We start from the raw sequence: 21,909 nt of genomic DNA, 5'->3' as shown, positions 1-21,909 counted from the left end.
ACCTCTTTCTGGATTGGGCGGGCCACAGATCGCCTGTGGGCCATTGTCCGGAATAGAGGCGAGCCGCATAACCGATGCCTGACGGCATCGATCACCCCCACCGCGCCCGCCGAGCCCTTACCGCCTCCGCCAACCCCCTAAGCACCGGCTCCGTCTGCCCCCACGCCAGGCAGGCATCGGTAATCGAAACCCCATGCTTGAGCGGCACGCCGGGCTTCTGATCCTGCCGACCTTCTTCGAGATGGCTCTCGATCATCACCCCCATGATGCGTTGCTCACCACCAGCCAGTTGCCGACCAAGATCCTCAGCCACTTCGATCTGCCGCAGATGCGACTTGTTCGAATTCGCATGCGAGCAATCCACCATCACCTGCTCGCGCAATCCAAGCGTCTTGAGCGTCGCACACGTCGCCTCGACGGAAGCCGCATCGTAGTTCGGTCCTTTCTTGCCGCCACGCAGAATCACATGCGCATCGTCATTGCCGCGCGTTTCGAAGATCGCGGCCATGCCCATCTTCGTCATGCCCATGAACGCATGGCTCGCGCGCGCGGCGACGATCGCGTCCGCCGCCACCTGCACGCCGCCGTCGGTGCCGTTCTTGAAGCCGATCGGGCACGACAGCCCCGACGCGAGCTGCCGATGGCTCTGGCTCTCCGTCGTGCGCGCGCCAATCGCGCCCCACGAAATCAGATCGGCGATGTACTGCGGGCTGAGCAGGTCGAGGAATTCGGTGGCGATCGGCAGGCCGAGCTCGCTGATTTCGAGCAGCAGTTCGCGCGCGCGGCGCAGTCCCTCGTTGATGCGGAAGCTGCCGTCAAGGCGCGGGTCGTTGATGTAGCCCTTCCAGCCCACAGTGGTGCGCGGCTTTTCGAAGTACACGCGCATCACGATCAGCAGATCGTCGGCGAGTGCTTCGGCTGCGGTCTTCAGCAACTTCGCGTATTCGATCGCCTGGGCGTGATCGTGAATCGAGCACGGGCCGACGACGATCACGAGCCGGTCGTCGCGCTGATGCAGCACGTTCGCGATCGCGGCGCGGCTCTTCTCGACGAGCGCCTGGATGCCGGCGGTGACCGGCAGCTCGTCGATCAGCAGCGCGGGCGAAATCAGCGGGCGCACGGCGCCGATGCGCGTGTCGTCGATGCGGGTGGTGTCCTGCGTCGAGTCGGCAATGCCGACTTCCTGGTCACGCGAGGGATTGTCGATGCGGTTCAAGAGGGTCTCCAGCAAGGGGCCTGGCAAGGCAACTCATCATTATCGCACCGCTTGCGCAGCGCACTGCCGAGCAGGTCGTCAGGCCTCTACCGTTAGCGCAGAAGCAGCCCAGACCGACACCGCGTCAGCGGCGATCTCGAAGCGCTGCGCGGTTGCGTCGAACGTGTGACGATCGGCACGAACGTCGAGACTCACGCCGCCGATCCGCACCGTCGCATAGCGATCCCCACGCCGCAACTGGATCGCCTCGACGCTGCCGGCGTAGTTCCCACACGCTGTGCCACACGCGGCGCCGTTCGCAGCAACGCCAACCCCCGCAGCCGCGATTTGCCACATCACGCGCGCGCCGGTCGCGAAAGCGCGCGTGTCGGCATGCAGCACGAGCCCGGCTTCGGTATCGATGCGTCCATCGTCCAGCACGATACCGGCGCCGACGTTCGGCAGCCCGAGCAGTTCCGCGACGCGCACGCTCGCTGGCCGCGCGAACAGTTCGGTGGCGAGACCTGCCTGCAGCACGCGGCCATGTTCGAGCACGAGGATCTCGTCGGCGAGCAGCGCGGCTTCGTCGGGATCGTGCGTGACGATGATCGTCACCGCGTCGATCTCGCGCTGCAGTTCGCGCAGCGAAGCCTGCAGGCGGCGCCGGCGCGGCGTATCGAGCGCGGAAAACGGCTCGTCGAACAGCAGCAGCTGGCTGTGCTGCGTGAGCGCGCGCGCGAGCGCTACACGCTGCCGCTGACCGAACGACAGCTGCGACGGCAGATGCTGCGTGAGCGCGCCGAGGCCGAGGTGTTCGACCCAGTAGCGCGCGCCTGTCGCATCGGCGGCGACCGGAAACGCGAGCTGCTGCGCGACCGTCATGTGCGGAAAGAGCCCGTAGTCCTGCGGCATGTAGCCGATGCGTCGGCGCTCCGGCGGCAGCGCGCCGAGATCGGTGTCGCCGAGCCGCAGGTGGCCGCTGTGATCGCGCTCGAGCCCCGCGATCAGCCGCAGCGTCATCGATTTACCGGAGCCCGACGGCCCGATGATCGCGAGGCGGCGCGCATGCGGCGTCCACTGCACGTCGAGCTGAAACGCGCCGACCGTACGCTCGAACTGGAATGCGAGCCGCGCGTCGGGCAGCGGCGGGTGGGGCGTCGGCACGACGGCGGCGGCGTCGTCGGTGGAGGATGCGGCGAGGTTCAGCGCGGAGAGCGATGCGCGGCCGTTGCGGCTATAGATCGACAGCGCCGCGCACAGCACGGCGATCGCGAGCGTGGGCAGGAGCAGCGGCATCATCGCGGGCAAGCCCTGGCTGCCGAACACCACGTACGTGTACACGGGCAGCGAATACGGGTGATACGCGACCATCACGGTCGCGCCGAATTCGCCGAATGCACGCAGCCAGGAAAGTGCGAGCCCGGCGCGGATCGCGGGCCACGCGATAGGCAGCATCACGCGCAGAAAGCGGCTGCCGGCGCGATGGCCGAGTGTGGCGGCCACATCTTCGTAGACGGGGTCGACGGCCGCGAACGCGGAGCGCGCGGCGATGATCAGGAAGGGCGCCGACACGAAAATCTCGGCGAGCACGATGCCGGCGAACGTGTCCGTCAGCATCCCGCCGAACACGCGGCCCACGGGGCTATACGGACCGACCAGAAACAGCAGCAGCACGCCGCTGGTGAGCGGCGGCAACGCGAGCGGCAACTGCACGACGAAGCCGAGCAGCGCCATCTTTCGCGACGACGAGCGCGCCAGAAAATAGCCGAGCGGCACGCCGCCCAGCAGCACGAACAGCGACGCGACGCTCGCGCTCGCCGCCGACACACCCACTGCGGACCACGTCTGATGCCAGTCGACGCTCGCCCAGTCGGCCGCGCCGATCTGCGGAATGCTCGCGGCGAACGGCGCGCACAGATAAACCGCGAGCAGAACCGCTAGCCACGCGAGCGGCCGCGTGGCCAGCGTCTTCATTGCTGCGCGGCGTCGATGACGGCCTGCACGGCCGGCGCGATGGCGAGCCCGTTGCCCTTGACGACCGGCTTCACGACGTCGACGCCATGCTGCTTCAGCAGCGCGCGGCCTTCGTTGCTCAACAGGAACGTGACGAAGCGGCTCGCGCCGCTCGCGTTCGGCGCGTCGTTGAGGATGGTCAGCGTGTAGTTGGCCTGCGCGTGCAGCTCAGGCGCGGGGCGTAGCGCGGGAATCTTCAGGTCCGACGTTTCGGTAGAGTAGAAGAAGCCCGCGTCGAGCTGGCCCGACTGCAGCCGGCCGACCAGCGTCTCTTCCGGCAGCACCTGTTCGGGGTTGTCCGGCGCGCCGAGTACCTTCTGCACGAGGTCCGGCTCGTGATAGAGATCGGCGGCCTTCGTCATCATCTCCACCGTGAACGCGCCCTTCGGATCGAGCTTCGGATCCGTGCGGCCGATGCGGATGCCCGGCTCCTGCAGCACCTCGTCCCAGCGCTTCTTCTTGAAGTCCGCCGCGAAACGGCTTTGCGGGTTGTAGCCGATCATCAGCGGCGATTCGGCGAAGTTCACGTACCAGCTCGCGTGATTGCCGTTTGCTTCGCCCGTCAGCGAGTCGTTGACCTTCGGGCTCGCGCTGATGAACACGTCGCCGCGCCGCAGCTTGCCCTTGATCTCGTTGGCGATCTTGTTCGAACCGGCCGCATAGCCTTGGAAGTGCAGGCCGGTCGCCTTCTCGAACGCAGGACCGACGCTGCGTTCCATCAGGTTGACGAGCGAGCCGGCGTACAGCACGTTCACGGTGTCGTTGTCGGCGGCGAATACCGGCGCGCTGAGTGTGGCGGCGGCCACGCCAAGCGTGACGCCAACGGCGAGAAGCAGCTTGCGGATCATCAGAGAGGTCCCCGTTTCGTTATGAACGGCGCTATATTACGCTGCCGCCGCTGAAATCGCATGCATGTTGGTCTTTATAGCGGAGATTCGGCCGCGTGCGCAGGTGCTCAAGCCGCCACGGCAATCGGCGGCGCGGATCGATGCAGGAGCACCGGAATCGACTTCGAGGTCGGCGTATTGCAGACGTCCGCGGTGCTGTCCAGCGGCACGAGCGGGTTGGTCTCCGGGTAGTATGCACCGATGCAGCCGCGCGGAATGTCGTACTCCACCAGCATGAACGCGTCCGCGCGCCGCTCGATGCCGTCGTCCCACACGGTCGTCATGTCCACCCAGTCGCCGGGCTTGAAGCCGAGCATCGCGATGTCTGCGGCGTGCGCGAACACCACACGGCGCTGGCCGTACACGCCGCGATAGCGGTCGTCGAGCGCGTAGATCGTGGTGTTGTACTGGTCGTGCGAGCGAGTGGTCATCAGCGTCATCAGGCGCTCGCTATGCTGCGCGCGGGCGCGTCGGATCGGCGTGTCGTGCTCGATCTGATGGACGATGAAGTTCGCCTTGCCGGTCGTGGTCTTCCAGTCGCGTTCGCGCGATGCGACGCGCAGATGAAAACCGCCCGGTCTCGCGACGCGCTCGTTGTAGTTGTCGAAGCCGTCTATCGACCGCTCGATCGCGTCGCGCACCTTCGCGTAGTCGTTCGCCATGCCGAGCCAGTCGGCCTTCGCGCTGCCGAGCGTCGCATGCGCGATGCGCGCGACGATCATCGTCTCCGACATCAGGTTCTTCGACGCCGGAACGTTCATTCCGTACGACATGTGCACCATGCTCATCGAGTCTTCGACGGTCACGCCCTGCGAGTAGCCGCCCTGGATGTCGATCTCGGTGCGGCCGAGCGTCGGCAGGATCAGCGCGTCCTTGCCGTGCACGAGATGGCTGCGGTTCAGCTTGGTCGTCACGTGCACGGTCAGGTTGCACGAGCGCAGCGCGTCCCACGTGCGCGGCGTGTCCGGCGTCGCGATCGAGAAGTTGCCGCCAAGGCCGATCAGCACCTTCACGTGGCCTTCCAGCATCGCCTCGATCGTCTCGACGACGTCGTAGCCATGCTCGCGCGGCGGCGTGAAACTGAACGCCTGGCCGAGCCGGTCGAGAAACGCGTCACTGGGCTTTTCCTCGATGCCGACGGTGCGGTTGCCCTGCACGTTCGAATGGCCGCGCACCGGGCACAGGCCCGCGCCTTCGCGGCCGATATTGCCGCGCATCATCATCAGGTTCGACAGCATGTGAATCGTCGCGACCGAATTCTTGTGCTGCGTGAGGCCCATGCCCCAGGTCGAGATCACGCGTTTGCCGTTCACGTAGATGCGCGCGAGTTCCTCGATGTCCTCGCGCGGCACGCCGGATTCGGCGACGAGTTCCGCCCAGTCCTGCGCGCGCAGATCGGCCGCGAATGCATCGAAGCCGTGCGTGTGCTCGGCGATGAACGCGATGTCGAGCACGCGTTCGGTGCCGTGTTCGAGCGCTTCATCGTCGAGTTCGAGCGTGCGTTTCGCGACGCCCTTGATCAGCGCGAAGTCGCCGCCTACCGTCGGGCGGATGAAGGTGGACGCGATCTTCGTGCTCGACATGGTCAGCATTTCGACCGGATGCTGCGGGCTCGCGAAGCGTTCGAGGCCACGCTCCTTCAGCGGGTTGATCGACACGATGGTCGCGCCGCGCTTCGCGCATTCGCGCAGTTCGCCGAGCATGCGCGGATGGTTGGTCGCAGGATTCTGGCCGAAGATCAGGATCGTGTCGGCGTGTTCGAAATCGTCGAGCAGCACCGTGCCCTTGCCGATGCCGACCGTCACCGGCAGGCCGCGACTCGTCGCTTCGTGGCACATGTTCGAGCAGTCGGGGAAGTTGTTGGTGCCGAACATCCGCACGAACAGCTGGTACAGGAACGCGGCTTCGTTGCTCGCGCGGCCCGACGTGTAGAACGCGGCTTCGTTGGGGTTGTCGAGCGCATTCAGGTGCTTCGCGATCAGCTCGAATGCGTCGTCCCACGAGATCGGCACGTAGCGGTCGGATAGCGCGTCGTAGGCCATCGGGTCCGTGAGCCGCCCGTGCTGTTCGAGCTCGTAGTCCGACTGCTTCATCAGCGCATCGATCGTATGTTCGGCGAAAAATTCCCGTGTCACACGCTTGGTGGTCGCTTCCGCGGCGACGGCCTTCACGCCGTTCTCGCAGAACTCGAACGTGGATGCATGCTGGCGATCCGGCCACGCGCAGCCGGGGCAATCGAAGCCGTCCGGCTGGTTCTGCTTCAGCAGCAGCCCGTAGTTCTTGCCCGACACGCGTTCCTTCAGCAGGTTCAGCGCGACATACTTCAGCGCGCCCCAGCCGGCAGCGGGTTTCTTGTACGGTTCGATGCGGCCTTGCGGCGCGGGCGTGTTCGTGTCGTGGTCCATGATGTGCGTGCGGCAGTGCGGATCCGGCCTTCTGGTAGCCGATGGACCAAGGGTAGCGGCGATCCGCTTCGCGCAAGGCGTACACCTTGCACTGCAAAAAAAGAGTACAGTTGGGCGTGCGATTCCCAGAAATGGTGATTTGCTCGGAAACTGTACTTGGTCGATTCCCGGGCCAAGGACGTAGAACCGCAGGTTGAGACACGGAATCCACGGGTTTGAAACTCTACGAAAAACTGGCGGGCGATCTCGAACAGCAGATCCGGCGTGGCGTGTTCCGCGCGGGCGAGCGCATTCCGTCGGTGCGGCAGACGAGCCAGCATCACCGTCTCAGCATCACGACGGTAATCCGCGCGTACCTGCTGCTGGAAAGCCGCGGGTTGATCCAGAGCCGGCCGCAGTCGGGGTATTTCGTGCGTGCGGGTTCTGCGGGCTCGGCGGGCGGCGGCGATAAAGGCGCAGTGGAACCCAGCGCGATCGAACTGCGTCCGTCGAAGCCGATCGCCGTGTCGGCGCAGGTCGACGTGAGCCGCCTCGTGCTGTCCACGCTGCGCTCGATCGGCGGCGACGCGGCCGTGCCGCTGGGCTCGCCGTATCCGGACCCGACACTCTATCCGACCGGCAAGATCAACCGCTACACGTACGAAATCGCGCGCCGCAAGACGCGCTGGGGTGTGACCGACGAGCTTCCGCCCGGCCATCCGGAGCTGATCCGCCAGGTCGCGCGGCGCTATCAGGAGAACGGCGTGACGATCGATCCGAACGAGATCGTCGTCACCGTCGGTGCGACGGAGGCGATCAACCTGTGTCTGCAGGCGGTCGCGAAGCCGGGCGACACGATCGCGGTGGAATCGCCGACGTTCTATGCGATGCTGCACGCGATCGAACGGATGGGCATGCGTGCGATCGAGGTCGCGACGCATCCGCGCGATGGCATCGACCTCGCCGCGCTCGCGCAGATTCTCGGCAAGCGCCGCATCGCCGCGTGCATGGTGATGCCGAACTTCCAGAATCCGCTCGGTTTCCAGATGCCCGATGCGAACAAGCGCGAGCTGGTGCGGCTCGTTACGCAGCACGACGTGCCCGTCATCGAGAACGACGTCTATCACGAGCTGTATTACGGCGACGCGCATCCCGGCTCGCTGAAATCGTACGACACGAAGGGGCTGGTGTTGCACTGCGCGTCGTTTTCGAAGAGCCTGATGTCCGCGTATCGCATTGGCTGGGCCATGCCCGGCCGCTATCGCGAGCAGGTCGAGAAGCTCAAGTTCCTGAATACGCTGACCACGCCCGCCATCGCGCAGCTCGCGGTGACCGAGTACCTGAAGCACGACGGTTACGAGCATCACTTGCGGCGCATCCGCAAGGCCTTCGCGCAGCGCGCGAAAATGATGGCGGCGTTCGTGCAGCGTTTCTTTCCCGAGGGCACGCGCACGTCGACGCCGGCGGGCGGTTACGTGCTGTGGGTGGAACTGCCCGCACCGATCGATTCGATGGTGCTGTATCAGCGCGCGCTCGAACACGGCATCACGATTGGCCCAGGTCTGATGTTTTCGGCCACACCCGCTTACCGCAACTTCATTCGCCTCAACTACAGCTACGCGTGGTCGCCCGAGATCGAACAGGCGCTGACCACGGTGGCGCAACTCGCGGCCGCATGCCTGCGCGAAGCCGAACCTCGACGGAGTTCCCGATGACCGATAACGACAACGAAGACGACGGCCTGCCCGACGGTGCGCTGCCGCCCGAGCCCGCACCCGAGGATGGCATCGAGCCGATGTTCATCCGCCTGCTGCAGCAGCTATGGGAAGCCGAGCACGACGAGCGCGAGCGGGACTGGTCGCTCGCAAAGCTGTCGAAGCGCTCGCTGCTGCCGATGAGCACGCTGCGGCGCGCGTTGTCGCAGCTGGAAGAAGAGCAGCTGGTGCAGGTGACGCGCGACGCGGACGGCCGCGAGACGGTGACGCTGAGCGACGACGGCCGCGAGGTGTGCGAGGCGTTCTTCGGCGATGCGTTCGGCGACAAGGCTTGATGTGACGAATGACAAGTCGTGTGCTCCATACACTGCACGCGCAGTTTCGTCATAGTGCTATACGACGACAAACGCAGGTCGAGCGTTTTTTATTCCCGCTCGATCCCGCGCGAGCACAGAAATAAATCGGCCCTGCCGGCAGGAATAGATCTTCGCGTCGAGCGGTTCTCCATCATGAATGCGCAAGCAGCGCACTCGACCGAACCTACACTGCACAGGAGTCCATCATGAAGAAGCTCGCCATCGTCGCTACGTCTGTCGCCACTTCGTTCTTCGCGCTCGCTTCGACGGGGTTGTTCACGAACGCCTACGCGCAGGAGAAAACCCGCGCGCAGGTGCGCCAGGAACTGATCGAAGCGGAACAGAACGGCCTGCAGTACGTGACCGATGCGTCGTATCCCGACGTGAGCCCGATTTTCGCGCAGCAGGTTGCGCGGATGAAGGCCGCGCATGCCGCGAGCGGCATGGCCGAGGATGCAAACCACACCGCGACCGATGCCGCCGCGGGTACGACGGATAGCGGCAAGGGCATGGACCCGCAAGGCTCGACCATGAGCGGCATGCGCGCCGGTGCGATGAATACCGGCGCGCCCGCATGCGTCGGCCCGCAAAGCTTCTGCAACATCTTTTCGGGTAGCTGATGAGGCCGGGCAGGCGCGCTGCAGTGCAGTGGTGCCGCGTGCGTTACGCGCCCAGCAGCACGCCGCTGCGGATCGGCTTCGTGCCCGTCACGCGGCCAAGCGGCGCGCCGGCCGTCACGAAGCGGATCGCGCGGCGCATGTAGAGCACGCCGTCGGTGTGACTGTGCAGCGTGGTGGTTTCGTCCGTGAGCGGATCGACGATGTCGAACAGCGGATCGCCCGCGCGAATGCGGTCGCCGATCTTCGCGCGATGCACGAGGATGCCGCTCACCGGCGCGTAGAACTGCTCGCTGCCCGCGAGCGGCGTGGCCGGGTACGGCAGCGGCGGCAGCGGTTTCGCTTCGCCGCGCAGCGCGCCGCGCGAGCGCAGGAATTCGACGATCGCATCGGCGTCGTGCTGCGCGATGTCGTACGTCACATCGCGCTGGCCGCGGCATTCGATGGTCGTCGCGATCGTGCCGGTCGCAATGGGCTTATCCGCCGGCGCCTGCTGCTGCAGCGTCCACCAGAAGAGGCTGTGCGCTTCGTCGAACGCGGCGCCGCCGGAGTTCGTGGCCAGCAGCGACGCTTCCGAACCCAGATAGCGCGCGAGCGGCTCGAACTGTTCCCATGCCGCTTCGCTCGTGTACAGATGCATCGCGGCTTCGAGCGAGCAGTGCAGATCGATCAGCACGTCGGCATCGAACGACAGCTTCAGCAGTTCGAGCTGCAACGACTCGTACTCGGTGAGCGGCTTGTGCGCGGCGAGCGCGGTGCGTAGCGCGTCGCGGAGGATCCGCATGTTGCGCTGCGCGTCGCTGCCGAGCGATTCGCGCGCGTTGGCCACGAGCTTCGTCAGGTCGAGGAAGTGACGGTTGAAGTTCTTGCCGCTCGTCAGCTCGAAGCGGCCGACGAACTGGCCGAGCACGTTCTGCGCGAGGCCCACCGGGTTCGCGACCGGCACGAGCACGATCTCGGCGGCAATCATGTCTTGCGCTTCGAGTTCGGCGAGGCGCCGGCGCAGCAGCACGTTGGTGAGCATGGCCGGTGTTTCGTCGGCATGCAGCGACGACTGGATGTAGATCTTCTCGCCGCGGCCCGGCGGGCCGAAGTGGAAGCTGACGAGCTCGCGGCGCGTGCCGATCGCGGGGGAGAGGAGGGTGTGCGTGCGTTGCTGCATGGTTCTCTTGTGATGCGGGTTGTGCGTATGTGGATGCCTGATGCGCGGCTCAGTCGCCGTACGGATCGAAGTCGAAGTAGCGGTGCGCGATGCGCTCGTACGTGCCGTCCTGCCGCATCGATGCGATCGCGGCGTCGATCGCGCTCTTCAGCGCGGTGTCGTCCTTACGCAGGCCGATGCCGGTGCCGTGATCGCCCATCGAAAGCGGACCGCCCACGAATGCGAAGCCCTTGCCCTGCGGCGTGCGCAGGAACCCGAAATCGGCTTCGACGGTCCCGAGCAGCGCGCCGTCCAGACGTCCGGTGACGAGGTCTTCGAATACCTGGTCCTGGCTCTTGTACTCGACGATCTGCGCGCCTTCCGGCGCCCAGTGCGTGTTCGCGTAGCCCTCGAACTGCGTGCCGGACTGCACGCCGATGCGTTTGCCGTTCATCGCGTTCACGTCTTTCGCGAGCGGCGAGTCCTGCCGCGCGACCAGCCGCGACTTGAACTGGAACAGCTTCGACGAGAATGCGATCACCTGCATGCGCTTCTCGGTGATCGCCATCGACGACATGATGCCGTCGATCTTGCGCGCCTGCAGCGCCGGGATCACGCCGGAGAACTCCATCTCGACCCACTGGCACTTCGCGTGGATGCGGCGGCAGATCTCGTTGCCGAGATCGACGTCGAAGCCCTTCAGGCTGCCATCGGGCGCTTTCGCATCCATCGGTGGGTAGGTCGGATCGATGCCAAGGCGCAGCACGGCGGGCACCGTATCGGCGAACGCGGTGCCGGATGCGGCGGCGAAGCCAAGCGTGCTGGCCGCTGCGATGGGCAGTGCGGCGAGCAGGGCGGCGAGCGCACGGCGGCGCGGTAACAGCGGAAGATTCATGCGAGACCTACCTTCGTTGTGCAGGAGCGCGTGGGTTCGTGGTGATGGTTCTTTTACAGCCGCGGATGACAACCGAGCCAGCGCCAATGGTAGAGCGGCATAAAGCGCAGTCGAAGTGCTCATGCGGCTATCATGTTCACTTTTTCCGATCACGCGTTCACAGGCCCCAACTCATGTCATTGACGCTCTCGCAGTTGCGCGCGTTCGTCGCGGTGGCCGAGCACGGCAGCATCCGCGCGGCGTCGCGCGCGCTCGACGTCGCGCAAAGCGGCATCACGCAGCAGCTGCAGAGCCTCGAAGCGGGGTTGGGGGGCGCGCTTTTCAGCCGTACGAATCGCGGCATTGCGCTCACACCCGCGGGCGAACGGCTGTTGTTGCGGGCGGGCGCGATCCTCGGCGAATGCGAACGCACTGAACGCGAGATGGCGCAGATGCGCGGCGAATTCGGCGGCGTCGTCACGCTCGGCGTCACCACCGAGCCATTGATCGATACGCTCGCGCCGGTGCTGATGCAGTTTCGCGCGCGCTTCAAGGATGTGTCCGTGCATCTGATGAGCGGCACGTCGCGCCTGATGATGTCGTGGATCCGCGACGGCACGCTCGATTTCGCGGTTGCGCTCGTGTCGAAGCAGACCGACACCAGCGATCTCTCGGTGACACCGCTCTATCCGTCGGACCCGGTGGTCGTATGCCGGCGCGGCCATCCGATGGCGGGCGCAACGCGGCTGCGCGAACTCGCTGGCTGCGAGTGGATCGCGACGCGCGCGCCGAAGCGGCCCGGCACGCCGCCCACCAACCGGCTCGTTGACCTGTTCGCCGCGCATGGTTTGCCGCCGCCGCACATCGTCGCGACGACCGAAGCGCTGTTCGACACGCTGCACCTGATCATCGAAACCGATTGCCTGTCGCTCGAGCCTTCGGTGGTGACGAAGCATCGGCTGTTCGGCCGCGCGCTTGCGGTCGTGCCGATCCGCGAGCGTGCCGAAGCCACCGACGTGTGCCTGCTGCATCGCGCCGGCGCGCCGCTGACGCCGGCCGCGCAGGAGTTCGCGACGATGATCGCGTCGTACGCGCGCACGGTGCGGGCGCCGCGGCGGCGCGCGTAGTTGCGTTTTTTTTGGGAAATCGGATTAGGCGTATTCCAGGAACGCTGAATTCGTGAGTGAGATATTTATCGCGCCGGCCTCGACTCCTACACTGCTTTCAACGCTGCAGACGCAAGCGGATGCAGATTCCGAAATCAATGTATGGAGGTTCAATATCATGAACTCGCTTATCAAGGCTGTTGCCATTGCCGCTGTTATCGCCGCGCCGCTGTCGGCATTTGCTCAATCGAATGACGCTGTCACGCGTGCTCAAGTGAACGCGGATCTGGTTCGCGTTCAACAAGCTGGATATATGCAGGACCGCAACGCTTATCCGGCCGACATTCAGACCGCTGAAAGCCGCGTTCAGTCGCAGGCTGGCGTCGTTCAGACCAGCGGTGAAGGCGGCGTGACGGACGGTACGTCGCAAGGCGGCGCACGCGCTTCGTTCACTGCGTCGTCGTATTCGGCGCCGGTTGTCGTGTACGGCAAGCATTAAATTGATGCCGTCGTGATTCGAATACCGCCGGCGTTTCGGCGGTAAGACCGGAAAACATAATGCCCGTATCCGCGTTGCGGATGCGGGCATTATGTTTTCTCGCGTTGCGGCAGTCCGCATTTCGCGGGCTCAAGGCGAACCGCGGCGTGGCCGATAATGCGGCTATCGACAGACACGCCGCCAGTCCACATCGCGAAGGCGCGCAAGCGAGGGTTCGATGATCAGGATCAGGAAAGCGACGATCGACGATGGCCAGGCGGCCTGGGATGTCCGCCGGGAGGCGGTGCTGGCGCAATGCGTGTCGATGTATCCGCTCGAACTGCTGAATGCGTGGACGTCGAACGGCCCGAGCGCGAACTGGATCGATACGGTCGCGAAGAGCTTCTGGGTCGCGGTGGATGGCGACGAAGTGGTCGCCACCTGCATGCTGACCGTGGAAACCGGCAAGGTCGACGCGATCTTCGTGCGGCCGACGCATATGAAGCGCGGCGTCGGCGCGTTCGTGATGCAGTTCGTCGAGACGATGGCGCGGCGCCACGGCCTCGCCGCGCTGACGCTCGAGGCGACGCTCAACGCGGCGCCGTTCTATCGCCGCTGCGGCTTCAGCGGCGACAAGGTCGAGAAATACCGCTCGCCGCGCGGCCTCGCGCTCGACTGCATTCCGATGGTGAAGCAGCTCGACAGCTAGAACCTGTGCGCGCGGCCGCCCTCATTGCCTCTCCGCCGAGCGGGCGGTCAGCACATACAACCGCCAACTCAAGGCGACTGCTGCAACTGCCAGCTCAACACCGGGTGCGTCGCGCCCGCCGGCAGCGCCCACACGCCGTTCGGCCCGAAATCGTAGGTGGGTCCGAAGCTCGACGCGACGCTCATCTGCGCGGTGGTCAAGCCGTTCGATGCGCTCACCGGCGTACCGGTCGCGACGCCCGTCGTCATCGTCGTCGTGTCGGTGTTCCAGAAGACGTCCGGCGCGATGGTGCCCGTGTTCGACGACGCGATCCCGCCGTACGCGAAGGTGGACGGCGGTAAGCCGGGCGGCACATAGGGCTGCGTCATCGTGGCCGCATCGAACGATTCTTCGATCGTGCCGGCGTTCGCATAGACGAGACCGCCTTCGCCGAGGGTGCCTGACAACGGTCCCTGGCCGAGCGTGCCAGTCGCATAGGACTGCTTGATGACCCCGGTCGTGTCGTTCGTGCCGACGAGTCCGCCCGCACGGCCATGAATGTCGCTGCCTACGCTTCCCGTCGCATACGACTGCTGGATGAGACCGTTGTTGGTGCCGACCAGTCCGCCCAGCCAGCCGAAGCCGCCGACGGTCGCGCCGCTCCACGAGCGCTCGATCGTGCCGTCGTTCTGGCCGACCAGTCCGCCGGAGATGCCCGCGTACGACTGTTCGCCCGCGCTGCCGTTGCTGCTGTAGCTGTTGACGATCAGACCTTCGTTCTGGCCGGCGAGCAGGCCGGTCGGCTGCTGGATGCCGGCTGCATCTGAGTTGATCACGCCAAGATTGCGCACCACGCCCGTCGAGCCGATCACGCCGAACAGGCCGATTGGTCCGTTTACCGAAACTTCGGTCGACGTCAGCCAGGCTTCGCTGATGCCGCCCAGCGTGTGCCCCATGCCGTCGAACTGGCCGGTGAACGGCGTGCCGTTCACGCCGCCGATCGGGATGAACGGATACTCGGCCGGCGCGACGAGATTCGTGCCCAGCGCGTAGTTGCCCGCGAGGTTGTTGTCGATCGCGGCGAGATCGTCGAACGAATTGACGAGCTGGTACGCGGTCACCTGCGTGACGAGTCCGCTGAACGGCGCGGCGCTCCAGTTCGCGTTCGAATTGATGGTGCCCGGCGTGTAGGTGCCGTTCATGTCGTACAGCGCGGACACGATGCCAGTGCTTGCGGACCAGTCGAGCGTGCCGTTGTTCGTCACGCTGCCGCCGTTGTCGAGCGAAGTCGCGTCGGCGCGCAGCGTGAGATTGCCTGCGCCCGTGTTCGCGATCGTCACGTTCGGTGCGACGGTGATCGAGTGGTACGCGTTCAACGCCAGCGATGATGCGCCATTCCACCTGAGATTCGACTGCACGCCGATGTCGCCCGTCGAGCCGTTGGCGCCGGTGGTATTCACCGCCACCGAGGTGCCCGCGGACAGGCTGTTCGTCAACCCCGCTGCGGTCGGCGCATCGATCGTGAATGTCGGCGCGGTGAGATTCCACTGACCGGCGGTGACCGTCGCGTTCTGCACGTTCAGCGTATTGCCCTGCGTGTCGACGGTGCCGCCGCTGCCGTCCGCGTTGTGCGCATCGATCGCCGCGCCTTTTGCGTTGACCGTCCCGCCGTCGGCGACGAGCCATACGTGGCCATCGCGCGTCGCGGTGCCAGTTGCGCGCAGCACGCTGTGATTGCCGGCGAGTGCATAGACGTTGCCGTCGGCGGCCTGCAGATCGATCTGTGCGGCGCGGATGGTGCCCGCATTCAGCGTCTGGCCGCCGTTGCCGGCTTGAACGAACACCTGCTGGCCGGTCGACGAATCCTGCAGCAGCACCTGGCTGCCGGTGGCGAGCTCGGCGGTGCCGGTCGGCGCATCGATGGTGCCGAGATTCGCGACCGCGCGGTTCGACACGAGGAATACGTCGCCGCCGCTCGAACTGATGCGGCCGAGGTTGACCACCGTGCCGGGCGCGGTGCCGGACAGCGTGAGCGCTCCTCCCTGCATGAACACGGTGTTGTCGGCATCGAGCGTGGACGCGACGAAGCGTCCGCCCGTGCTGATCACGCCACTCGGACCGACGAGCACGCCGTTCGGGTTGATCAGATACACGCTGCCGGTGGCGTTCAGATGGCCGTTCAGCTGCGACATCGCGCTGCCGGTGACGCGGTTGAGCGTCGCGCCCGAGCCGTTACTGAACGACACGGTGCGGCCGGGGCCGATCGAGAAGCCGGTCCAGTCGATGATGCCGCGATTGCTGGACTGCGTGATGTCGAGGTTCGCGCCGTTGCGCGCGATGCTGCCGGTGCCGTCGACGAACTGGCCGTTCTGCGGCAGCGGCGGGGAGGCGAGCGCGGGAAGGCTGATCGCCGAGCCGAACCAGAGCGCGCAGACGAGCCGGCGGCGGGTGCGAAGCCGTGTCGCCGGATGCGAAGCATCGAATGGGTGAACGGGTTGAAAAACCGATGGAACGGGCGCGCGGATGCCGAGCGCGCTGGTGACGCCACGATGACCTAAGGACATGTGAACTCCCGAAAGCGCGCCACGTGACAGTCTGCCGCCGCGAGTGCGGCGGCGAACGCGGCGTTCGCGGAGCGTATTCGACACGCGTTTGTACAGACGAAATGTGCGGTTGGCCGCTCTGAATTGCCGCACTGCGGCAAAGCGGGACGGGTCTTCACGCTATCGTTATATTCCGGTGTATATTACGTGATGCGTGAGCACCGCCGGTCGATGCACGACCCTGGCGGCGCCGCAAACCGAAACCGGGAAGGGAGCATGGGCAAGCCACGGGACTGGTTCGCCGACGAATTGACGCAACTGAAGCACACGTTCGCCGGCACGATCACGCCTCTGAAGATGGCGCGGGACAGACGGCGCGCGGAGTCGATCCGCGACGTCGTCGATGCGTATCGGCGGCTGAACGAGAGCGTGTGCCGCTTCATCGCGATGCTGTCGATGTCCGCGATCGGCCAGTCCGCGCTGCCCGAGCCGGATAACGCCGCCGCCACGCGCACGATGCCGTTCGCGCTGCTGCTCTCCACGCTGGAAGCGCGCGCGATGCGCGCCAGCTTCGGCGGGCTCGCGCAGCTGCGGCGCGTGATCGCCGAGGCGCGGCATGCCGAGCAGCATCGCGACGTGATCTTCGCGCCGCCCGTCGATGCGACCGAAACGCAGCTGCGGCGCGCGGCCGCCGCGCTCGACCGGCTGGACGCGGCCTTCGTCGGCCTGTGTGTCAGCCACGTGCTCGCGCAGCGCGCGGGCGAGCCATCCGAAGCGCTGCCTCGCGCGCTGCTGAACTGAACCGGAGGGGATGCGATGGAAGCGCCGCCGTTCCGCCTTGCCCGCCATGCCGAAGATGCGAGGCCGCTGCGCGACGCGTGCTGCGCGGCGGATCCTGCTTCGCCCGCCGCGCCGCCGTCCGTGCAGATGGCGCCGAAGCGCACGAAGCTCGGCGAGCTCGATACCCACATCCATTGCTCGGTGATCGGTACGTGTCTGTCGACCGGCGAGCTGCGCAAGCTCGTCGCGCGGCTCGCCGGCATCGATCGCGAACGCGCGACCGACCTCGAGATCCATCACGCGGCAGTGCAGCTCGCGTCCGATGGCGGCGACGGCGCGAAGGCGCTGCACAAGGCGCTCGACGCGCGCTACGACGGCGCGATTCGCCGCTTCAACGCGCTGAAGAGTCCGGACGCGCTGGTGCGCGCGTGGAAGGACGCGCTGCAGAGCGGCGACGTGCCGCCCGCGTACTGGGCCGTGATGACCCATCCGTACGCGACGCTCGACGTGCGGCAACTCGCGTTCGGCGATGTGCACATGCTGTCGCATCTGGTGGGCGCCGCGAATCGTGCCGACATTCGCCGGCTCGTCGCGCTCGAGGCGGAGAATGCCGGGCTGCACGCGAAGCTCGACCGACAGCAGTCGAGGCTGCAGGACCTGGGCACGCAGCGTGACGACGCCGAGCGCGAACGCGCGGCGGGCGCCGCGCAGCTGGCGGTTGCGCAGGCGGAACGCGAAGCGCAGGCCCAGCGCGATGCCAGCGACGATCGCGCCGCGCTGCGCGACGCGTTGAGCGAAATGTGCGGGCGCCTTGCTTTGCAGACGCAGCGCCGCGAAGCGGCAGAGCAGCGTGCGAGCCAGCAGCAGGCTCTGGTGGCGTCACTGCGCGCTCAGCTCGACGACGCACTCGCGACGCTCGACGCGATGCGCGACGAAGCGAGCACGATGGAGCGTACGGTGCTGCGGGCGCTCGCGCGTGCTGGTGTAGCGGACGCGGCGACCGGGCTCGATGGCGTCGAAGGCAAGCGGATCGTCTACGTCGGCGGACGGCCCGGCTCGCACGCGGCGCTCACGCGGATAGTCGAAGCGTCGGGCGGCGAACTCGTCGTGCACGACGGCGGCATCGAGGACCGCAAGGGCATGCTGCCCGCGCTCGTGCCGGGCGCGGACATGGTGGTGTTCCCGGTGGACTGCGTCGATCACGACTCGATGAACACGCTCAAGCGCGTGTGCGAACGGCATCAGGTTGCGTACTATCCGCTGCGCACGGCGAGCGTGGCGAGCTTCGTCGAGATGATCAGGAAAGGGAGCGAATTCGAGGCCGAAGCGGCAGGTTGCCGCGCCGCGAGCGGGATGTGTCTGCGGCACGGCTGAGTTTTCACTTCCCGGTATCGGCTACAGGTCGCGACCGAAGCACCCCGCCACGCAGCGTGTTTCGGTCGGGGTCGTCACCTGTGCCTGAACAGCCCCGCCTCCACTCCCTCGCTTTGGTCCTCGCGGTCCAGAATGTCTCGCCAGACGTTGTCCAGTATGCGGAAGGTTTCCTTGACGAGATCGGGCTTCGTCGTGACCAGCCATTTGCGCTGCCGGTCGAGCGTCGCTTCCCAGACCGGCTTGCCGCCGATCGTGCGAACTTCGAGCTTGTCCGGACTGGTTGCGAACAGGTAGTAGCCGTCCCGGAAGAGCCACGCGGCGTGGTCACGCGCGAGCCATCCGATCACCTTGTCGATCCCTTCATACGTCTGTGGGAATCCGAAGTAATCCGCCAAGATGCTCGCGCGGGAATCGCCGGGATTGGGATAGCGCGCGACCACGCCGTGGGGCACTTTCGTGACGAAATGCGTCGTGCCCGGCGGTAGCGCAGAATCCGCGTCCTGGTCGAATGCGTACAGCGTTTCCCGATCGCCAAGCTTGTCGTTCCAGTAGGCATTGCGATTGGAAGCGGGCGGCGTGACCAGTTTGCCGTTCGGATCGGTCATGTACCAGGTCGAACGGTTTCCCTGATCGCCGGCATCGACATACGGCGCGGATCCGTATCTGGGTACCGACATGTATTTGCCGTCTTCGAGATGGATCAGATGCGTGCCGTCGTAACGAAAGACGCCATTCAGGCTTCGCGGATTGGAAGGCGCCTGTCCGTAATAGAGATAGCCGTCCGAGTGCATGTAAATGGTCTTCCGGTAGCCGCTTTCAAGGTGGAAGCGGCCGTCGTCGCCCATCACAAACCGGCGCACGATTCCACTCGCATTCTTCGCGTATTGCGCGGTACCAACGTACACCTCGTGGTCTCCGGTTGCATACAGTACGTATGACGATGGCTGCTGGTACGGATGCACGCTCATGAGCCCACGGTAGTTCTGACCGCCTGATTGCCGGTCTGACACCTGACGGGTCTTCAACAGGCCGTCGACATAGAAATCGATCTGCGCCACGTTCGCGGTTTTGATGGGGTCGTGATCGGTCTGGTTATGCGTGCCCAGCCGGGAAGGCGCGAACCGCTGGTAGTCCGGATGGAGCCACGCGTTGCTGTCGGCCGGAAAGCGGGCTAGCTGGGGTCGCGCTCCGGTTGTTATGGTACGCGTTGTACACGTCCCATCGATACGAAGGATTTCGAACGAATTCGAACGTCTGGTCGTGCATGTGTCACCAGTCGTAAATCTGCGTGTATTCGATACGCCCCATGGCGGCGAACTCATGATTGTCCCGCCCGGAGGCGAACAATCCCAGGCTTCCATTGACGTCCACCATATTCGGAGACGGCGCTGCCAGATAGAGATACCGGTCGCCTTGCGGCGGATACTTCATGCGATCGATCGCGGCGGCGGGGGCCGCGAAGGTTACGAGAAAACCCGCGCTGTCTGCCAGCCCTTTGTGATTGGCGACGTCGAAGTTATGGGTGGACAGATTCACGTCCCGGAGGAGCGCCTGTTCGGTGCTGAAACCGCCGCGTTGCTCGAGTTCGGCCGGCGTGATCGCGGAAGGACGATACAGGATGCGCGGATTGGAGGTCCCGGTGTCGTCGGTCGAGCGCTTCTTCAGGTATTCGCGGATGCTGAGGACGGGGGGCGCTTCGCTGGACGGCTCGGTCGGCAAAGCCGCGCGAACCGGTACGAACGACCGGTTCGCGTGGCCCTGGATCGTTCGCAGCACGTCGCCGAGCGGGGTGTTTTCCGCCCGCGACAACTCGATGCGGTCGTTCGCTGTCACGGTGGCGAGGCCATGCGCTGTCCATCTCGCGGTATTGGCGCACCACGTGGTCGTGGTGCCGGTGACGCCGCCGTCCACGCTGTATGCGTTGTTGAAGAAGTTGCGGACGGCGTTCGACAGGCGGTTGAAATCCGCATACTGAAACGTGCCGAAGTACGGCTCGTAAGCTGGTACTGATCGTGTTCGTAGTTGTCGGAGCGATTGAGCTGCTGGATGACCAACGTGCGGTGCGGCTCCTGCCTGGAGGGTCCGGCGACCGGTTCCCGGACCTGCATGTCGATCACCGCAAATTCGTTCTGGAAGGCGATCGACGCGGTATCGCCGACGTACGGCAGGGCAAAGCTTGCTCTCAGATTGTTCACGAGGGTGTCCGCGTTCCCGATAACGGATGCGCCGCTGTGCCGCAGGTGCGTGTGCAACGATGTCAGGGATGCCGACGGGTACTGTTCGTGCAGATAGTCAGATCGGCGATGGTCGGTCGGAACATCAGCCCGTTGGTTAGCTGGCTTGTCAGCCTGTCCGTCGCCGCGGCCAGATTGGACGAGTTGCCCGTGGCGGCGTCGAACAGTGCGTAGGTCGCCAATGTTTCGGCCGGGTTGCCGACGACTGCATGTCCCGCCCCATCGGGGAAGAGCGCGTCCATCGAAACGCGGTTTCGGCTCGCGGCGTTGCCGTTGTATAGCGCGTAGTCGAAGTCGCGTTGCGATGGCCCCAGACTCCACGAGTCGGGAGGGACCGGTGGAGGTGGCGTGGGACCTGGCTGCCGGCCGCGGTTGCGCGAATAGATCTCCAGCTCGGCCGGCACGAGCTGGTAGGCGGTTTTGGTGTAGGCGGATTCCAGATAATTGAACAGCGATTGCCCGGCGGACCGCTTGCTGTCGTAGTCGAACGCGCCGTTGTTAGGGTCGAAAAGCGTGAGTCCGCCATCGGCGGTTCGCTGGACGAGGAGGCTACGACCGCCGCGGCGTTCTGTCGGATTCTGCGGCGACACCAGGTCGAGCCGGATGATCGCCATCTCGCCGGGCTGCAGGCGGTAGTGGAGTTCGGCGACCATGCTGCTGATCTTCTCGTCGCGCGTTTGATCCGGTGAGTCGAGCCGCAGGATCTTCGTCGCATTGAACCGACTGACCGCGAACGGTAGTCCGCCCGGGACGCTGTTGTCCTGAAAACGGTTCACGCGCTCGAACATGTCCGCGCACGCTTCGCGGTTGTTCGTGTTCGCGACCGTCTGGCGGACGGCCGCCAGGAGGGACGGGGCGTCATCTGAATCGTCCCGGTCGATACGGCGGATGGCTTCGCGAACCAGGCCTTCGCATATGCCCCTTGCCGGTTGCTCCGCGGGTTTCGCGGTAGTCGTACCGATCGAACCGCACCGAGGAGCGCGAACCTTCGCTCAGGGATTCGCCGCCGCGGTTGCGGCGGAAGCCCTGGAAGTCGGGACACTTGCTCGAACAGACGCTGCACGGGTCGCGGGAGCCGCTGTCGCTGCGATCATCCACCGTGGCGTCTTCCGCATTGCTCGCGCGACGAGCTTCGTGGGCGCGGTACAGCCCGATCGTGCCGGCGGCCGACCGCGCAGGCGCAGCGTGCGAACCGGTGCCCACCGTGTCCGCGCGGCTGGCCGGCGACGCGGACGCGGCGGGCGTTCGATCCGGGTTGTCGTCCGCGCGGCCGGACGTGTCGATTGACGCATCGTCGGCAGGATGCGGGCCGTTCGTGCCGCTGGGCGCGACCGGGTCGTAATTCAGGTTGGCGACAGACATGATCGATGCTTCGGAACGCGAGGTTGTGGCCGACCTGTAGCAGGAGTCGACCACTGTCCGGCTCATCCTAGGGAAGCGCTGATCAATGAGCCCGCCGCCGGTGATCCCGCGCATACGGCTCGCGATTTTTGAAACGGGAAGCCCGTCGAGACATATTTTGGG

Annotated in this window: 19 protein-coding genes; 8 read left to right on the top strand and 11 right to left on the bottom strand. The window is 65.6% G+C overall.

Annotated elements, in window-relative coordinates; all coding sequences use genetic code 11:
- Nucleotides 1-91: 91 nt before the first annotated feature.
- From DVS29_RS35060 to DVS29_RS35045, 4 genes are all read right to left on the bottom strand, one after another.
- Entirely contained in the window at nucleotides 92-1,216 is a 1,125-nt protein-coding gene (locus DVS29_RS35060) for a 3-deoxy-7-phosphoheptulonate synthase (protein ID WP_118185655.1), read from the bottom strand.
- Between the two features lie 78 nt (nucleotides 1,217-1,294).
- Nucleotides 1,295-3,169 (bottom strand): ABC transporter ATP-binding protein/permease, encoded by a 1,875-nt coding sequence (locus DVS29_RS35055; protein ID WP_118185653.1) that lies wholly within the window; start codon nucleotides 3,167-3,169, stop codon nucleotides 1,295-1,297.
- On the bottom strand, nucleotides 3,166-4,056 hold the full coding sequence (locus tag DVS29_RS35050) for an extracellular solute-binding protein (protein ID WP_118185652.1): 891 nt from the start codon (nucleotides 4,054-4,056) through the stop codon (nucleotides 3,166-3,168). The genes DVS29_RS35055 and DVS29_RS35050 overlap by 4 nt, the downstream gene beginning before the upstream one ends.
- A gap of 107 nt (nucleotides 4,057-4,163) precedes the next feature.
- Complete coding sequence (locus DVS29_RS35045; RefSeq protein WP_118185650.1) at nucleotides 4,164-6,500, bottom strand: FdhF/YdeP family oxidoreductase; 2,337 nt, start codon at nucleotides 6,498-6,500, stop codon at nucleotides 4,164-4,166.
- Nucleotides 6,501-6,715: 215 nt separating this feature from the next.
- On the opposite strand from DVS29_RS35045, the gene DVS29_RS35040 reads away from it, so the two are divergent.
- The 3 genes from DVS29_RS35040 (at nucleotide 6,716) to DVS29_RS35030 (ending at nucleotide 9,170) form a co-directional block, all read left to right on the top strand.
- Nucleotides 6,716-8,194, top strand: coding sequence for an aminotransferase-like domain-containing protein (locus tag DVS29_RS35040; RefSeq protein ID WP_118185648.1), 1,479 nt, complete (start codon nucleotides 6,716-6,718; stop codon nucleotides 8,192-8,194).
- Nucleotides 8,191-8,529 (top strand): helix-turn-helix domain-containing protein, encoded by a 339-nt coding sequence (locus tag DVS29_RS35035; protein WP_118185646.1) that lies wholly within the window; start codon nucleotides 8,191-8,193, stop codon nucleotides 8,527-8,529. Before DVS29_RS35040 ends, DVS29_RS35035 begins: the two co-directional genes overlap by 4 nt.
- 227 nt (nucleotides 8,530-8,756) lie before the next feature.
- Nucleotides 8,757-9,170 carry a DUF4148 domain-containing protein gene (locus tag DVS29_RS35030; RefSeq protein WP_118185644.1) on the top strand — a complete coding sequence of 138 codons (414 nt, stop codon included), beginning with the start codon at nucleotides 8,757-8,759 and terminating at the stop codon, nucleotides 9,168-9,170.
- A gap of 43 nt (nucleotides 9,171-9,213) precedes the next feature.
- On the opposite strand, the gene DVS29_RS35025 is transcribed toward DVS29_RS35030, so the two are convergent.
- Entirely contained in the window at nucleotides 9,214-10,329 is a 1,116-nt protein-coding gene (locus DVS29_RS35025; RefSeq protein WP_118185642.1) for a succinylglutamate desuccinylase/aspartoacylase family protein, read from the bottom strand.
- A 49-nt stretch (nucleotides 10,330-10,378) separates the two neighbouring features.
- Nucleotides 10,379-11,203 carry a transporter substrate-binding domain-containing protein gene (locus DVS29_RS35020; protein ID WP_118185640.1) on the bottom strand — a complete coding sequence of 275 codons (825 nt, stop codon included), beginning with the start codon at nucleotides 11,201-11,203 and terminating at the stop codon, nucleotides 10,379-10,381.
- Between the two features lie 173 nt (nucleotides 11,204-11,376).
- On the opposite strand from DVS29_RS35020, the gene DVS29_RS35015 reads away from it, so the two are divergent.
- The 3 genes from DVS29_RS35015 to DVS29_RS35005 all read left to right on the top strand — a co-directional run bounded on the left by DVS29_RS35015 (nucleotide 11,377) and on the right by DVS29_RS35005 (nucleotide 13,475).
- Complete coding sequence (locus tag DVS29_RS35015) at nucleotides 11,377-12,309, top strand: LysR substrate-binding domain-containing protein (protein WP_118185638.1); 933 nt, start codon at nucleotides 11,377-11,379, stop codon at nucleotides 12,307-12,309.
- Between the two features lie 157 nt (nucleotides 12,310-12,466).
- Nucleotides 12,467-12,787 carry a DUF4148 domain-containing protein gene (locus DVS29_RS35010; protein ID WP_118185636.1) on the top strand — a complete coding sequence of 107 codons (321 nt, stop codon included), beginning with the start codon at nucleotides 12,467-12,469 and terminating at the stop codon, nucleotides 12,785-12,787.
- 217 nt (nucleotides 12,788-13,004) lie between these two features.
- Nucleotides 13,005-13,475 carry a GNAT family N-acetyltransferase gene (locus DVS29_RS35005; protein ID WP_118185634.1) on the top strand — a complete coding sequence of 157 codons (471 nt, stop codon included), beginning with the start codon at nucleotides 13,005-13,007 and terminating at the stop codon, nucleotides 13,473-13,475.
- A gap of 68 nt (nucleotides 13,476-13,543) precedes the next feature.
- Here DVS29_RS35005 and DVS29_RS35000 read toward each other — a convergent pair whose 3' ends face one another.
- Complete coding sequence (locus DVS29_RS35000; protein ID WP_118185631.1) at nucleotides 13,544-16,018, bottom strand: two-partner secretion domain-containing protein; 2,475 nt, start codon at nucleotides 16,016-16,018, stop codon at nucleotides 13,544-13,546.
- 255 nt (nucleotides 16,019-16,273) lie between these two features.
- On the opposite strand from DVS29_RS35000, the gene DVS29_RS34995 reads away from it, so the two are divergent.
- Nucleotides 16,274-16,798, top strand: a complete 525-nt coding sequence (locus tag DVS29_RS34995) for a hypothetical protein (RefSeq protein ID WP_118185630.1) — start codon at nucleotides 16,274-16,276, stop codon at nucleotides 16,796-16,798.
- A gap of 15 nt (nucleotides 16,799-16,813) precedes the next feature.
- Nucleotides 16,814-18,151, top strand: a complete 1,338-nt coding sequence (locus tag DVS29_RS34990) for a DUF2325 domain-containing protein (protein ID WP_118185628.1) — start codon at nucleotides 16,814-16,816, stop codon at nucleotides 18,149-18,151.
- Nucleotides 18,152-18,225: 74 nt separating this feature from the next.
- Here DVS29_RS34990 and DVS29_RS34985 read toward each other — a convergent pair whose 3' ends face one another.
- From DVS29_RS34985 to DVS29_RS34970, 4 genes are all read right to left on the bottom strand, one after another.
- Nucleotides 18,226-19,209: a hypothetical protein gene (locus DVS29_RS34985; RefSeq protein WP_118185626.1), complete on the bottom strand. Its 984-nt coding sequence runs from the start codon at nucleotides 19,207-19,209 to the stop codon at nucleotides 18,226-18,228.
- A 211-nt stretch (nucleotides 19,210-19,420) separates the two neighbouring features.
- Complete coding sequence (locus tag DVS29_RS37535) at nucleotides 19,421-20,062, bottom strand: enterotoxin A family protein (RefSeq protein ID WP_164708066.1); 642 nt, start codon at nucleotides 20,060-20,062, stop codon at nucleotides 19,421-19,423.
- A gap of 346 nt (nucleotides 20,063-20,408) precedes the next feature.
- Nucleotides 20,409-21,173, bottom strand: a complete 765-nt coding sequence (locus DVS29_RS34975; protein ID WP_118185622.1) for a hypothetical protein — start codon at nucleotides 21,171-21,173, stop codon at nucleotides 20,409-20,411.
- Between the two features lie 70 nt (nucleotides 21,174-21,243).
- The coding region (locus tag DVS29_RS34970) for a hypothetical protein (protein WP_205962586.1) at nucleotides 21,244-21,909 on the bottom strand (666 nt) is incomplete at its 5' end.

Origin of the sequence: Paraburkholderia phosphatilytica (assembly GCF_003443895.1) — a bacterium.
GTDB lineage: Bacteria > Pseudomonadota > Gammaproteobacteria > Burkholderiales > Burkholderiaceae > Paraburkholderia > Paraburkholderia phosphatilytica.
The sequence above is the reverse complement of the archived record's forward strand: the minus strand, read 5'-3'. Positions and strand labels throughout refer to the sequence as shown.